Raw genomic sequence first — 13,945 nt, forward strand, 5'->3', positions numbered from 1 at the left:
CCGCTCGGGCCGAAGCCGGAGGCCGCGCAGCGGGCGAAGCCTGCGCCCGCGCCCGCCGCCGCGCCGAAGCCGGAGGGCGGCCGCAGGCGCCTCTCGTTCAAGGAGAAGCACGCGCTCGAGACGCTCCCGAACGAGATCGAGCGCCTGCAGGGCGAGGCCCGCCGGCTCAGCGCCCGCCTAGCCGAGCCGGATTTCTTCGGGAGGGACGCGGCCGGCTTTGCCGAGGCTGCCGCCGCGCTCGCGCGGGCCGAGGCGCGCATCGCGGAGGCCGAGGAGGAATGGCTCCGGCTCGAGATGCTGCGCGAGGAGATCGAGGGCTGACAGGCCGCCGCGGCGCGCCGGCCCGCCTTGTGCTTACGCGCCGCGTCAGTCCGGGGGCGGGGCGCATGCGCCGTCGGCCGGGCTGAGCCGCACCGGGTCGGCGTCGGCCGTCAGCCAGGCGGCGATCGTCCGGCACGCACCGGCGGCGCAGAGCGTCCAGTCGCCGGCCTCCGGCGCGCGGCGGAGCACCAGCTCCGAAATCGGCGGCACGCTCGGCGTCCAGACATAGCGCCCGTCCTCGAGCCGCGCGCCGTCCGGCGGGTCCATGCCCGCCCCGCTCGTCTCGATCGCGGCTTCGGCGACGACCAGGCCCTCGGGCCGGATCTCCCACCGCTCGCTCCAGCGCGTGTGCTCGATCGTGTGGACCCAGGACAGCACGAACCCGGCCGTCGCGATCTTGATCGCGGCCCCGCCGCCGGCAAGGCAGAGGCCGGTCATCCCGCCGGCGCGGCCGCCGGGCGGGTCTTCCAGGCGTGCCAGGCGACGAAGGCGGCGCAGGCAGCGAAGCCGAGCTCGTCGGTGACAGGCAGCGCGGCGACGAGAAGCGCGGCGGCGGCGAAGGCCCAGAGCCGCTCCCAGAGCGCCAGCGGCCCGCGCAGGTAGCCGATCGTGGCGGCGCCCCAGAGCCCGATCGCGACGAGCGCCTTCAGCACCGCATAGGCGACCGCCGGCCAGTACCCGATCGCGGCGGCGAGCGGGCCGCCGTCCTGCAGCATGATGGCGGGCGTGTAGACGGCCATGAACGGCACCACGAAGCCGGCGACGGCGATCCGCATCGCCTGGATCCCGATCCTGAGACCCGTCTCGCGCGCGATCGGCGCGGCCGCGAAGGCGGCGAGCGCCACTGGCGGGGTGAGGTCGGCCATGATGCCGAAATAAAACACGAACATGTGGCTGACGATCAGCGGGACGCCGAGCTGGAGGAGCGCGGGGCCGGCGATCGAGGAGGTGATGATGTAGTTCGGGATGGTCGGGATCCCCATGCCGAGCACGAGGCAGGTGAACATCGTCAGGACGAGCGACAAGAAGAGCGAGGACTGGCCCGCCGAGACGATGAAGCGGGCGAAGGTGGTCGCCGCTCCGGTGAGCGTCAGCACGCCGATGATGATCCCGACGAGCGCGCAGGCGATCCCGACCGGCAGCGCGTTCTTCGCCCCTTCGGCGAGGCTCTCCAGCGCGAGCGAAAGGGTCTCGCGTCCGCCCCGGACGAAGAGGTTGAGGACGACGAGCAGCGCGGTCAGCGCGAGCACCACCGTGATCCCGCTGACCGGCCGGCCCCCGATCGAGAAGCGGAACTCGAAGGCGCCGGCGGCGAGCAGCCCGAGCACGACCCAGAAGAGCGCGCGGAGCGCGAGCGACCCGGTGGCGCCGGAGACCGGGCCGCCGAGGATGATCAGCGCCGTGAGCGCCAGCCCGACCATGCCGGAAAAGAGCGGCGTGTAGCCGGAAAAGAGCAGGTAGACGAGCGCGGCGAGCGGAAGGATCAGGTACCAGCTCCGCCGCAGCGCGCCGAGCGCGCTCGGGCATTCGGATTTCGGGATGCCGTGCAGGCCGAGCCGCCCCGCCTCCAGGGAGACGATCCAGAACACGGTCGCGAAATAGAGGATGGCCGGTACGATCGCCGCCTTGACGATCTGGACATAGGCCACGTCGAGCGTCTCGGCCATGATGAAGGCGACCGCCCCCATGACCGGCGGCATGATCTGCCCGCCCATCGAGGCGGTCGCCTCGACGCCGCCCGCGAAGGCCGGCCGGAAGCCGAAGCGCTTCATGAGCGGGATGGTGAACTGGCCGGTGGTGACGACATTCGCCACGCCCGAGCCGTTGATCGTGCCCATCAGCGCGGAGGAGACGACCGAAACCTTGGCCGGCCCGCCCCTGGTGTGGCCGACGGTCCCGAGCGCGATGTCGTTGAAGAGCTGGATCATGCCGGCGCGCTCGAGGAACGCGCCGAACAGGATGAACAGGAAGATGTAGGTCGCGGAGACGTAGATCGGCGTGCCGTAGATGCCCTCGGTGCCGAGGAAGAGGGCGTCGACGATCTGGGCGTAGTCGTAGCCGCGGGTGTTGAGCGGCGACGGGAAATATTCCCCGAACATGCCGTAGAGCAGGAAGGCCGCGCAGATGAGGGGCAGCGCCCAGCCCATCATCATCCGCCCGGCCACGAACACGACGGCGATCGCGGCGGTGCCGACCACGATGTCGGCCATGTTCGGGTCGCCCGCGCGGAACAGGATCTCGGAATAGAAGTACCAGTGGTAGAGGCCGATCGCGAAGCCGAGGATCCCGATCGCCCAGAGCAGCGCCGCCTGCGCCGGGGAGCGCGCGTGCCGCGCCGAGACGAGCCCGAACAGCAGGAGCAGCAGGAACCCGACATGGATCGCGCGGATGACCTGGCTCGGCAGCGGCGCATAGGCGGCCGTCCAGAGCTGGAACGCTGAGAACGCGACCGCGATCCAGAAGAGGACGAGCGCGTGCCGTCCGGTGCCCCATCCGAACTCCTGCGCCTCGCGCGGGAGCGTCGTGGAATCGGCAGCCTCGGTCATGGGTGTCGGGCGGACCGCGCGTCGTGCCTGCGCAGCGGGGCGCCGGAGCGCCCCGCGCGGATCACATCGCGCCCTTTTCCTTGTAGTACTTCTCGGCGCCCGGATGGAGCGGCGCGGGCGAGTTCTTCGCCGCCTCGTCGAGCTTGATGGCCTTCGCGGCCGCATGCGCCGCGGCCATCTGGTCGAGATGCTCGAACATCGCCTTGGTCATCGCATAGGCGATGTCGTCGGAGACCTCGGTCGAGCTGACGAGATAGTTGACGACGGCGGCGGTCTCCACGTCCGCCTGCTGCCCCTGATAGGTGCCGGCCGGGATCGTCCGGCTCACATAGGGCGCGCCGATCTTCCCGACGATCGAGGCGGGCACCTCGACGACGGTGATCGGCACCGAGGAGGCGAGGTCGCGGATCGAGGCGACGCCGAGGCCGGCGGACTGGAGCGTGGCGTCGAGCTGGCGGTTCTTCATGAGCTCGACGGATTCGGCGAAGGGCAGGTATTCGACCTTGCCGAGATCCTGGTAGGAGAGGCCGGCTGCCCCGAGGATCGCCCGCGCGTTGAGCTCCGTGCCGGATTTCGGCGCGCCGACCGACACCCGCTTGCCCCTGAGGTCGGCGAGCGTCTTGATGCCGGAATCGGCGGTCGCGACCACTTGCACGTAGTTCGGGTAGATCGCGGCGATCGTGCGGAGCTTGTCGAGCGGCTTGGAGAAGCCTGCCTCCGCATCGCCCTTCACGGCAAAGGCCAGGCTGTCGCCGAGCGTGAAGGCGATCTCGCCCTTGCCCTGCTGGAGGAGGTTCAGGTTCTCGACGGAGGCCTTGGTGGCCTGGACCGAGGGCTTGGAATCCGGGATCGCGTCGGCGTAGATCTTCGAGAGCGCCACGCCGAGCGGATAGTAGACGCCCGATGTGCCGCCCGTCAGGATGTTGATGAAGGTTTCGGCGCGCGCGGCCGCCGTCGCAGCCAGGCTGATCGCGGCCACGGCCGCCACAGTCTTCCAGAACCGCATGAAATTCCCTCCCGTTCGTTCCGGCCGGTTTCGGCTCAAACTAACGCGGCCCCGGGCCGATGGCGAGCCGGAAAAGCCGGTCCGGAAACGAAGAAGGCGCCGCATCGCCCGCGGCGCCTTCCCGTTCCGTCATTCCGGCGGCTACTCGGCCTCGTCGCCGGGCCTCGCCTGGAGAAGCTTGTAGCGCTCCTCGCCGATCGAGCCGAGCAGGTCGAGCTGCGTCTCCAGGAAGTCGATATGGCCTTCCTCGTCGGTCAGCAGTTCCTCGAAAAGGTTCTTCGAGACGTAGTCCTTCGCCTCCTCGCACACGTCGCGGAAGCGGGTATAGGCGTCCTTCGCGTCGTATTCGCCGGCGAGATCGCCCTCCAGCACTTCCTTGATGTTCTGCCCGACGCGGAGCGGCGCGACCGTCTGCAGGTTCGGATGTCCCTCGAGAAAGATGATGCGCTGCACGAGCTTGTCGGCGTGGTGCATCTCCTCGATCGATTCGGTGCGCTCCTTCTTGGCGAGGTGCTGGAAGCCCCAGTCCTCGAGCAGGCGGTAGTGAACCCAGTACTGGTTCACCGCACCGAGCTCCATCTTCAGAGCCTGGTTGAGACATTCGATAACGCGGTCACTGCCCTTCATGGCGCTCCCCTTGGCTGTCGGGAGCAATCTTTAGGACAGCGCGCGAGAAGGGCAAGACCGAATTAGAATCGTTCTAGAAACACCACTTCGAGTTCGCGTTCGACGACGACCACCTTCCGCTCGGCCTCCGCTTCCGCCTGCAGCCGCGCCCGCACCTTTTCGCCGTGCTCGACCATGATCCGCACGACCTGCGGGATGCAGCCGCCGCATTTCGCGCGCCTGCCGAGCCGGTGATAGATGCGGCCGGGCGTGAGCACCGCATAGGGATCCTCGGCCAGGATCTGCTCGATTGTCTCCTCGATCGCGCGTCGCGTGATGATATTGCAGGAGCAGACGATCATGGTTCCTCGGCTGGCGTGACTGCCTTCGGCAGGTTGCGGCCGGCGCCGGCGTGACGGCGATGGTCAAAGGTGTCCCCGCCATAGATCATTTCAAGCGGGCAAGATTCAAGACCTCGAGAATCAGGATTTCGGCGGGGGGTACACAAGGCCGCCATGAATCCATAGATAGGCGGCGGCGACAAACCCAGCATGCGCGGCATATTTGCGGCCTTGCGCGGCCCAAGGCGCTCGCAGCGGCGCGGCATTTCGGCCGCGGCATCAGTTCGGCAGGTGATCCACGGGAATGAGTGAGACGGCAGTTCGCAGCCAGGCGGGCGAGGCGGCCCCGGCGCCCTCGGGCGGCGCGGCCGACATCCTCGACCCGCGCACCAGGCGCTCCTTCGCGATCATCTCGCACCCGGACGCCGGCAAGACCACGCTGACCGAGAAGCTGCTCCTTGCCGGCGGCGCGATCCGGCTTGCCGGAGCGGTGCGCGCGCGCGGCGAGCAGCGCCGGACACGCTCGGACTGGATGGCGATCGAGCGCGAGCGCGGCATTTCCGTGTCTTCGACCGTGATGCGCTTCGAGCGCGGCGGCCTCGCCTTCAACCTGCTCGACACGCCGGGGCACGAGGACTTCTCGGAGGATACCTACCGCACGCTGACCGCGGTCGATTCCGCCGTCATGGTGATCGACGCCGCGAAGGGCATCGAGGCGCAGACGCGCAAGCTCTTCGAGGTCTGCCGGCTGCGCGACATCCCGATCGTCACCTTCGTGAACAAGATCGACCGCGAGGGCCGCCATCCGTTCGAGCTTCTGGACGAGATCGAATCGACGCTTGCCCTCGATGCGGCGCCGGTTGCCTGGCCGGTCGGCATGGGCACCGACTTCCACGGCGTGTTCGACCTGGTCGGCAACCGCTTCCTGACCTCCTCGCACGGGCGCGGGGGCGCCTTCGACACGCTCGTCGAGACGGACGGCCCCGACGATCCGAAGCTCGAGGCCTACGTCTCCGCCCCGATCCTCGCCGAGTTCCGCGATCAGGTCGCGCTCGCGCAGGAGGGCTATGCCCGGTTCGACCGCGCCGCCTTCCGCGAGGGCCATCTGACGCCGGTGGTCTTCGGCAGCGCGCTCCGCGACTATTCGATCGACGGCCTCCTCGACCTCATCGCGGCGGAGGCGCCGTCGCCGCGCCCGCAGCCGAGCGATGCCGGCGAGGTCGCGCCCGGCGACGACGCGGTGACCGGCTTCGTCTTCAAGGTCCAGGCCAACATGGACCCGAACCACCGCGACCGCATCGCCTTCGTGCGGCTCTGCTCCGGCCGGTTCCGGCGCGGCATGAAGCTCAACCACGTGCGCTCCGGCAAGCCCATAACCGTCCACAGCCCGGTCATCTTCTTCGCGCAGGAGCGGCAGATCGCGGAGCAGGCGGTCGCCGGGGACGTGATCGGCATCCCGAACCACGGCACGCTCCGGGTCGGCGACACGCTCTCCGAGCGCGAGGCGATCCGCTTCACCGGCCTCCCGGCCTTCGCGCCGGAGGTGCTGCGCCGCGTTCTGGCGGGCGATTCGAGCAAGGTGAAGCAGATCCGGCAGGCGCTCGAGGATCTCGCGGAGGAGGGCCTCGTGCAGGTGTTCCGTCCGGCCCTCGGCTCGCAATGGATCGTCGGCGTCGTCGGCATCCTCCAGCTCGACGTGCTGAAGTCGCGCGTGCAGGGCGAGTACGGCGCGACGATCGAGCTCGAGACCGCTCCCTTCGTCACGGCGCGCTGGATCGGCTCCGACGATCCGAAGGCGCTCGAGGAGTTCCGCCGCGAGAACATGAGCGCGATCGCCGAAGACCGCGACGGCCGCCCCGTCTATCTCGCCCGCAGCCAATGGGAGCTCGACAACAATCAGAAGCGCTACCCGGCCGTCCGCTTCAGCGACACCTGCGAGCTGACATATTAGAGCTGACGCTACGTCAGCACGGCGCTGGCGAATCTTTGGGCGAAGGACCCGATTGACCTCGCCTCCCGGATGCATTTCTCTGCTGCGCAAGAACAAGAGAAGGCGCGCGGGGGAGGGAGGCAGGGCGCATGGCGCCGTCCGACGACGTGATCCTGAGGACGTCCGGTCTCCGCAAGGAGTTCAAGGGCTTCGTCGCCGTTGACGGGGTCGATCTGGCGGTGCGCCGCGGCTCGGTCCATGCGCTGATCGGTCCGAACGGGGCCGGCAAGACGACCTGCTTCAATCTGCTCACCAAGTTCCTGAAGCCGACCGCCGGCACCATCACCTACAATTCCCGCGACATTACCGGCATGCGCCCGGCCGAGATCGCGCGGCTGGGGCTCGTCCGCTCGTTCCAGATCTCGGCCGTGTTCCCGCATCTGACCGTGCTCGAGAACGTCCGGGTCGCGCTGCAGCGGCGGCGCGGCGGCTCGTACGATTTCTGGCGCAGCGAGCGCGTGCTCGCCCGTCTCGACGACGACGCGACGGACCTCCTCGAGGCGGTCGGGCTCGCCGCCTACAGGAACGGCACGGCGGGCGAGCTGCCCTACGGGCGCAAGCGGGCGCTCGAGATCGCCACCACGCTCGCGCTCGGCCCCGAGATGATGCTCCTCGACGAGCCGACCGCCGGCATGGGCGCGGAGGATGTCGAGCGCACGGCGCAGCTCATCCGGCGCGTCTCCGCCGATCGCACCGTGCTGATGGTCGAGCACAATCTCTCCGTCGTCTCGACCCTTTCCGACCGCATCACCGTGCTGGCGCGCGGCCAGGTCCTCGCCGAGGGCGACTACGACACCGTCTCCGCCGATCCGCGCGTGCTCGAAGCCTATATCGGCACCGGCCATGCCTGAGGCGGCACTTCTCCCCGAAGCCGGCGCCGAGGCGGCCGGGGCGCTCCTCGCGGTCGAGGCGCTGCACGGCTGGTACGGCGAGTCCCATGTCCTCCACGGCATCGCGCTCGACGTGCGGCAGGGCGAGGTCGCGACGCTGATCGGCCGCAACGGCGCCGGCAAGACGACCACCCTCAAGGCGATCATCGGCATCCTCGAGAAGCGCAGCGGTTCGATCCGCTATGGCGGCCGCGAGACAATCGGGCTGCCGTCGCGGACGATCGCCCGGATGGGCATCGGCTATTGTCCGGAGGAGCGCGGCATCTTCTCGAGCCTCGACGTCGAGGAGAACCTGCTGCTGCCGCCCGTCGTGAAGCCCGGCGGCCTGACGGTGGCGGAGGTGCTGGAGCTCTTCCCGAACCTCGCGGAGCGGCTGCGGAGCCAGGGCACCAAGCTCTCCGGGGGCGAGCAGCAGATGCTGGCGATCGGCCGCATCCTGCGCACCGGCGCGCGCCTGCTCCTCCTCGACGAGCCGACCGAGGGCCTCGCGCCCGTCATCGTCCAGCAGATCGGGCGGACGGTGCGGCGGCTGAAGGCGCTCGGCTTCACCGTCGTGCTGGTCGAGCAGAACCTGCATTTCGCCGCCGAGGTCGCCGACCGGCACTGGGTCGTCGAGCAGGGGCGGGTCGTCGACATGGTCCCGAACGAGGATCTCGAGCGGAACCGCGACAAGCTGCACGCCTATCTCGGCGTGTGAGGGAACGATAACGGGAGGCAGTGGAATGCATGCGAAGAACCTGATCCTGGCCGCGGCGGCGGCCATGCTCCTGAGCGGCACCGCGCTCGCGCAGGGCATCGACGTCAAGATCGGCGTGCTCAACGACCGCTCCGGCGTCTATGCGGACCTCTCCGGCGAGGGCTCGGTGGTGGCCGCGCGGATGGCGGTGGAGGATTTCAAGGCGGCCGACAAGGGCATCAACGTCACGATCGTCTCCGCCGACCACCAGAACAAGCCGGACATCGCCTCCAGCATCGCGCGCCGGTGGATCGACCAGGACGGCGTCGACGTCATCGTGGACGTGCCGACCTCTTCGGCGGCGCTCGCGGTCAACGAGGTCGTCCGCGAGAAGAACAAGGTGTTCCTGAATTCCGGCGCCGCGGCCTCCGACCTCACCGGCGCCAAGTGCTCGCCCAACCTCGTGCACTGGACCTACGACACCTGGGCGCTCGCCCACGGCACCGGCCAGGCGATGGTGGAGCGCGGCGGCGACACCTGGTTCTTCGTGACGGCGGACTACGCCTTCGGCCATGCGCTCGAGCGCGACACGGCGGCCGTGGTCGAGGCGGCGGGCGGCAAGGTGCTCGGTTCGGTCAAGCATCCCTTCCCGGGCCAGGACTTCTCCTCCTTCCTGCTGCAGGCGCAGGCCTCCGGCGCCAAGGTGATCGGCCTCGCCAATGCCGGCGGCGACACCATCAACTCCATCAAGCAGGCGTCCGAGTTCGGCATCACCCAGGGTGGCCAGGCGCTCGCCGGGCTCCTGATCTTCCTCACCGACGTGCATGCCCTCGGCCTGCAGACGGCGCAGGGGCTGGTGCTGACGGAAGCCTTCTACTGGGATCTGAACGACCAGACCCGCGCCTGGTCGAAGCGCTTCGCCGAAGCCCATGACGGCGACATGCCGACCATGGTCCAGGCCGGGGTCTACGCCTCGGTCCTGCACTACCTGAAGGCCGTCGAGGCGGCGAAGACCGACGAGGCCCCCGCCGTGATGGCGAAGATGAAGGAGATGCCGACCGAGGATCCGCTGTTCGGCAAGGGGCAGGTCCGCCAGGACGGCCGGCACATCCACGACATGTACCTCTTCCAGGTGAAGAAGCCGGAAGAGTCCAAGGGCCCGTGGGACTATTACACGCTGCTCGCGACGATCCCCGCCGACAAGGCGTTCCGGCCGCTCAACGAGGGCGGCTGCCCGCTCGTCAAGCAGTGAGGGGCCCGCGCCTCCGCTGAACGATCGAGGTGCCGGCGGCGGTCCCGCGGATCGCCGCCGGAACAGTCCGACAGGAGCCGACCGAGCATGACCGAGATCTTCGGCATTCCGACCGCCGCCTTGTTCGGGCAGCTCCTGCTCGGGCTCATCAACGGCGCCTTCTATGCCACGCTGAGCCTCGGCCTGGCGGTCATCTTCGGGCTGCTCAACATCATCAACTTCACGCATGGCGCGCAGTACATGATGGGCGCCTTCTTCGCGTGGATGCTGCTCAACTATCTCGGCCTCGGCTATTGGTGGGCGCTCGTCCTCGCGCCCGTCGCGGTCGGGCTGCTCGGGATCGTGATCGAGCGGCTGCTGATCGCGCGGCTCTACAAGCTCGACCACATCTACGGCCTGCTGCTCACCTTCGGGCTCGCCCTCGTCATAGAGGGGGCGTTCCGCAACGGCTACGGCGTCTCCGGGCTGCCCTACACCATCCCGGCCCAGCTCGCGGGAGGCACCAATCTCGGCTTCATGTTCCTCCCGATCTACCGCGGCTGGGTGGTCGTCGCCTCGCTCGTCGTCTGCCTCGCGACCTGGTTCGTGATCGAGCGGACGCGGCTCGGCGCCTATCTGCGGGCGGCCACCGAGAACACGACGCTCGTCGAGGCCTTCGGCGTCAACGTGCCCCGGCTCGTCACTCTCACCTACGGCTTCGGGGTGGCGCTCGCCGGCTTCGCGGGCGTGCTCGCCGCGCCCATCTACTCGGTGAACCCGACGATGGGCGCGAACCTCATCATCACCGTCTTCGCGGTCGTCGTGGTGGGCGGCATGGGCTCGATCCTCGGATCGATCGTCACCGGGTTCCTGCTCGGCCTCGTCGAGGGGCTCACCAAGGTGTTCTATCCGGAGGCGGCCGCCACGGTGATCTTCGTCATCATGGCCCTCGTGCTTCTCGTGAAGCCGGCAGGCCTGTTCGGGCGGGCGGCCTGACATGGCTGCGGAGACCGAGACGATCCCCTTCGAGGAGACCGAGCTCGACGTGCGCGCGCGCTCCTACGCCCATCACGGCATCGTCTTCGCGGCGCTCGCGGTGCTCCTGCTTGCGGCGCCCTTCCTGGTCTATCCCGTCTTCGCGATGAAGGTGCTCTGCTTCGCGCTCTTCGCCTCTGCCTTCAACCTTCTCCTCGGCTATGGCGGCCTGCTCTCGTTCGGCCATGCCGCCTTCTTCGGCATGGCGAGCTACGTCTCCGCCTATGCCGCGAAGTCCTGGGGCCTGACGCCGGAGCTTTCGATCCTCCTCGGCACCGCCGTGGCGGTCCTCCTCGGCACCCTGATCGGCGCCATCTCCATCCGCCGCCAGGGCATCTACTTCGCCATGGTGACGCTCGCCTTCGCCCAGATGGTCTATTTCTTTGCGCTCCAGGCCCGTTTCACCGGCGGCGAGGACGGCATCCAGGCGGTGCCGCGCGGATGGCTGTTCGGCGTCATCCATCTCGGCGACGATCGCACGCTCTACTACATCGTCGCGCTCGTCTTCTTCGTCGGGCTGCTCATCATCCACCGGGTCATCCATTCCCCCTTCGGGCAGATCATGAAGGCGATCCGGGAGAACGAGCCGCGCGCGATCTCCCTCGGCTACGAGGCGAACCGCTACAAGCTCATCGTGTTCATGCTCTCCGCCGGCCTTTCCGGCCTCGCCGGCGCCGTCAAGGCGATCGTGTTCCAGCTGGCGTCGCTCACCGACGTGCACTGGACGATGTCGGGCGAGGTCGTCCTGATGACGCTGATCGGCGGCATGGGCACCGTGTTCGGGCCGATGGTCGGCGCCGCCGTCGTCGTGACGATGCAGAACTATCTCGCCGCCTTCGGGGCCTGGGTCACCATCATCCAGGGCGTGATCTTCGTCGCCTGCGTGCTCCTCTTCCGCGAGGGCATCGTCGGTCTCCTGGCCAGGCTGCTCCGGCGTCCGCTCTAGGTGTCGCCGGTCGTCGGCCGTCGCCGAGGCCGCGCGGAGCATATCCGAAGTCGAACTCCGGCGGCCGCCGTTCCTTAGCCTGGAACACGATCCCGCTTTCTGCTATCCTGCCGGGGTTCCGCTTGCCTTCCAAAGTGGAACCCCGCGTTAGGCTTCCCGTTACGTCCGCATGGTCCGACTGAACGACTTGCGCATCCTCGCCACGGAGGACGAGATTCTGGTGGCGATGGCGTTGAAGGCGGTGCTCGAGAGCGCCGGCTGCACCGTGATCGGCCCCTTCGCCACCCTCGCCGCCGCCGAGGACGCTGCCGACAACGAGGATCTCGACGGTGCGATCCTCGACATCAACCTGCGCGGCGAGCTCGTCTTTCCGCTGGCCGAACGGCTCCTCGACCGCCGCGTGCCGATCGTCTTCTGCAGCTCCTATGTGGGGACGATCCCGCTGCCCAAGGCCTTCGCGAGCTGCGCCTGCCTCCCGAAGCCCTACACGGACGACATGCTGCTCGGCGCCGTCCGCAAGTGCTTCACCGGCTTCGGCGGCGGCGGCTGGTCGTCCCAGCCCTCCGCCTGACCCGGCGACCTTCCCGGCCTGGCGACCGATGGCGCTCAGGTTCAGCCTCCTCGCCGATCTGCGCTGCCGGGTCGCAGAGAGCCCCGTCTACGACGAGCGCCGGGACGAGCTCTTTTTCGTCGACATCCTGTCCCGCCGTCTCTACGCGCTGAAGCTTGCCGGCCGCACGCTGCGGAGCTGGAGCTTCGAGGCCGAGGTCGCCGCGATCGGCCTCGCGGCCGGGCAGCGCCTGGTCCTCGCGCTGCGCGACAGGCTGATCCTGTTCGATCCGGAAACCGGCGACCGGAAGCCCTTCGCTGAAATGGGTCTCGACCCGGCCGTCGCCCGACTCAACGACGGCAAGGTCGGCCCGGACGGCGCGTTCTGGGTCAGCGCGATGGACGACCGGCCGCAGAAGGGGCCGACCGCCTCGCTCTACCGGGTCACGCCCGAGGGCGAAGTCCGTGCGGTCGTTGCCGGCCTCACGATCGGCAACGGGCTCGCCTGGTCGGCGGACGGGCGGACCATGTATCTCTCCGACACGCGAGGACCCTGGATCGACCGTTTCGCGTTCGACCCTTCGAACGGCGCGCTCGGCGGGCGGAGCCGGTTCGCGACCCTCGACGAGGCGGCGGGACGGCCGGATGGCGGCGCGACCGACCTCGACGGGTGCTACTGGAGCGCCGGCGTGTCTGCCGGCGTGCTCAACCGGTTCTCGCCGGACACCGTGCTGCTCGAGCGCCACCCGGTGCCCGTGCCGGCCCCGACCATGCCGTGCTTCGGCGGTCCGGGCTACCGCACCCTCTTCGTCACCAGCCTGCGGGAGGGAAGGTCGCCGGAGGCGCTTGCCCGCGCGCCGCAATCCGGCGGGCTCTTCATGGCGGCGGCGGAGGTCGCCGGGGTGCCGCCCTGGCGCTTCGCGGCGGACTGACCGCTCAGTTCCTGAGGACGACGCAGCTGCCGCCCTGCTGGCGCAGGTTGGCGCAGAGCGCATCGGCGCGGTCCCGGCTCGGCGCCCCGATCCGGACCTGGAACAGCGGCCGCGCCCCCCGGCTGCGGCTCCGCTCCGCGCGGACGAGCGGCTGCGCGTCGCCCAGCACGGCCGGGAAGCGCTTCTTGAGGCTTGCGAAGGCCGCGAGCGCCCTGGCACGCGAGAAGTTCCCCGCGACCTGCACGCCCCATGGCTGCCACGGCGCTTCGGGGCCGGTGCTCGGCGCACGCGCGCGCACGAGGCCGGCGACCAGCGCGGCGCAGGTCATGGGCTTCTCCGGCTCGGCCTCCGGCTCCGCGTCCGCCGGTCCGGCCGACAGCCACGCGTCGGGCGAACGTCCGGTGATGGCCGCGACATAGTCCTGCGTCTCCCAGGGCAGCCCGCCTTCCCCCGCGATCCAGGCCGCCACCCGTTGCGCCCCGGCATTGTAGGCGGCGGCCGCCAGCCCGAGATTGCCGAACTGGCTGCGGAGATCGCGCAGGAACCTGGCGGAGGCCGGAATCGCCTGCTCGGGGTCGAACGGATCGGCAAGGCCGCGCTCGAGCGCCGTCGCCGGCATGAACTGCGCGATCCCCTGCGCCCCCTTGGGGCTCACGGCCTCGGAGCGGAAGGAGCTCTCCTTCCAGATCAGGCGCGTGAAGAACGCGACCGGAAGGTTCTCGAGCTCCGCCGCCGTCTCGATCAGCGTGCAGATCGCCTGGGTGGGATCGGTCTCGGCCTTCGGGGCTTCCGGCTGGGCCGCGGCGGGCGTGCCGTGCGCGGGCGGTGCCGGCCCGTCCTGCGCGCGCACGGGCGCGCCGGAGGCGGCGGCGAGCG

The 13,945-nt window shown here is 69.5% G+C and carries 15 protein-coding genes; 9 read left to right on the plus strand and 6 right to left on the minus strand.

Annotation, left to right across the window (positions count from 1 at the left end):
• Positions 1 to 321 (plus strand): ABC transporter C-terminal domain-containing protein (locus E4O86_RS19370; RefSeq protein WP_246206507.1); only part of this gene is annotated, 321 nt, incomplete at its 5' end.
• 45 nt (positions 322 to 366) lie between these two features.
• Here the strand turns inward: E4O86_RS19370 and E4O86_RS19375 are convergent.
• The 5 genes from E4O86_RS19375 to E4O86_RS19395 form a co-directional block, all read right to left on the minus strand.
• On the minus strand, positions 367 to 759 hold the full coding sequence (locus tag E4O86_RS19375; protein WP_161142201.1) for a DUF1850 domain-containing protein: 393 nt from the start codon (positions 757 to 759) through the stop codon (positions 367 to 369).
• Positions 756 to 2,867 (minus strand): TRAP transporter permease, encoded by a 2,112-nt coding sequence (locus E4O86_RS19380; protein WP_161142202.1) that lies wholly within the window; start codon positions 2,865 to 2,867, stop codon positions 756 to 758. The genes E4O86_RS19375 and E4O86_RS19380 overlap by 4 nt, the downstream gene beginning before the upstream one ends.
• Positions 2,868 to 2,928: 61 nt before the next feature.
• Positions 2,929 to 3,873 carry a TAXI family TRAP transporter solute-binding subunit gene (locus tag E4O86_RS19385; protein ID WP_161142203.1) on the minus strand — a complete coding sequence of 315 codons (945 nt, stop codon included), beginning with the start codon at positions 3,871 to 3,873 and terminating at the stop codon, positions 2,929 to 2,931.
• 141 nt (positions 3,874 to 4,014) lie between these two features.
• Positions 4,015 to 4,500: a bacterioferritin gene (bfr, locus tag E4O86_RS19390; protein ID WP_161142204.1), complete on the minus strand. Its 486-nt coding sequence runs from the start codon at positions 4,498 to 4,500 to the stop codon at positions 4,015 to 4,017.
• Between the two features lie 62 nt (positions 4,501 to 4,562).
• On the minus strand, positions 4,563 to 4,841 hold the full coding sequence (locus E4O86_RS19395; protein WP_161142205.1) for a (2Fe-2S)-binding protein: 279 nt from the start codon (positions 4,839 to 4,841) through the stop codon (positions 4,563 to 4,565).
• A gap of 283 nt (positions 4,842 to 5,124) precedes the next feature.
• Here E4O86_RS19395 and E4O86_RS19400 point away from each other — a divergent pair, with 283 nt between their 5' ends.
• The 8 genes from E4O86_RS19400 (at position 5,125) to E4O86_RS19435 (ending at position 13,069) form a co-directional block, all read left to right on the plus strand.
• Positions 5,125 to 6,771: a peptide chain release factor 3 gene (locus tag E4O86_RS19400; protein ID WP_161142206.1), complete on the plus strand. Its 1,647-nt coding sequence runs from the start codon at positions 5,125 to 5,127 to the stop codon at positions 6,769 to 6,771.
• Between the two features lie 128 nt (positions 6,772 to 6,899).
• Positions 6,900 to 7,661, plus strand: a complete 762-nt coding sequence (locus E4O86_RS19405; RefSeq protein WP_161142207.1) for an ABC transporter ATP-binding protein — start codon at positions 6,900 to 6,902, stop codon at positions 7,659 to 7,661.
• A complete protein-coding gene (locus E4O86_RS19410) occupies positions 7,654 to 8,397 on the plus strand; it encodes an ABC transporter ATP-binding protein (protein WP_161142208.1) in 744 nt (247 codons plus the stop codon). Before E4O86_RS19405 ends, E4O86_RS19410 begins: the two co-directional genes overlap by 8 nt.
• 25 nt (positions 8,398 to 8,422) lie before the next feature.
• Entirely contained in the window at positions 8,423 to 9,628 is a 1,206-nt protein-coding gene (locus tag E4O86_RS19415; protein WP_161142209.1) for an ABC transporter substrate-binding protein, read from the plus strand.
• Between the two features lie 87 nt (positions 9,629 to 9,715).
• On the plus strand, positions 9,716 to 10,603 hold the full coding sequence (locus tag E4O86_RS19420) for a branched-chain amino acid ABC transporter permease (RefSeq protein WP_161142210.1): 888 nt from the start codon (positions 9,716 to 9,718) through the stop codon (positions 10,601 to 10,603).
• Position 10,604: 1 nt separating this feature from the next.
• Complete coding sequence (locus E4O86_RS19425; RefSeq protein WP_161142211.1) at positions 10,605 to 11,588, plus strand: branched-chain amino acid ABC transporter permease; 984 nt, start codon at positions 10,605 to 10,607, stop codon at positions 11,586 to 11,588.
• A 169-nt stretch (positions 11,589 to 11,757) separates the two neighbouring features.
• On the plus strand, positions 11,758 to 12,159 hold the full coding sequence (locus E4O86_RS19430; protein WP_161142212.1) for a response regulator: 402 nt from the start codon (positions 11,758 to 11,760) through the stop codon (positions 12,157 to 12,159).
• A 28-nt stretch (positions 12,160 to 12,187) separates the two neighbouring features.
• A complete protein-coding gene (locus E4O86_RS19435; RefSeq protein ID WP_161142213.1) occupies positions 12,188 to 13,069 on the plus strand; it encodes an SMP-30/gluconolactonase/LRE family protein in 882 nt (293 codons plus the stop codon).
• Positions 13,070 to 13,073: 4 nt separating this feature from the next.
• Here the strand turns inward: E4O86_RS19435 and E4O86_RS19440 are convergent.
• The coding region (locus tag E4O86_RS19440; RefSeq protein WP_246206508.1) for a lytic transglycosylase domain-containing protein at positions 13,074 to 13,945 on the minus strand (872 nt) is incomplete at its 5' end.

Source organism: Propylenella binzhouense, assembly GCF_009866965.1.
In the GTDB taxonomy this organism is placed as follows: Bacteria; Pseudomonadota; Alphaproteobacteria; order Rhizobiales; family Afifellaceae; genus Propylenella; species Propylenella binzhouense.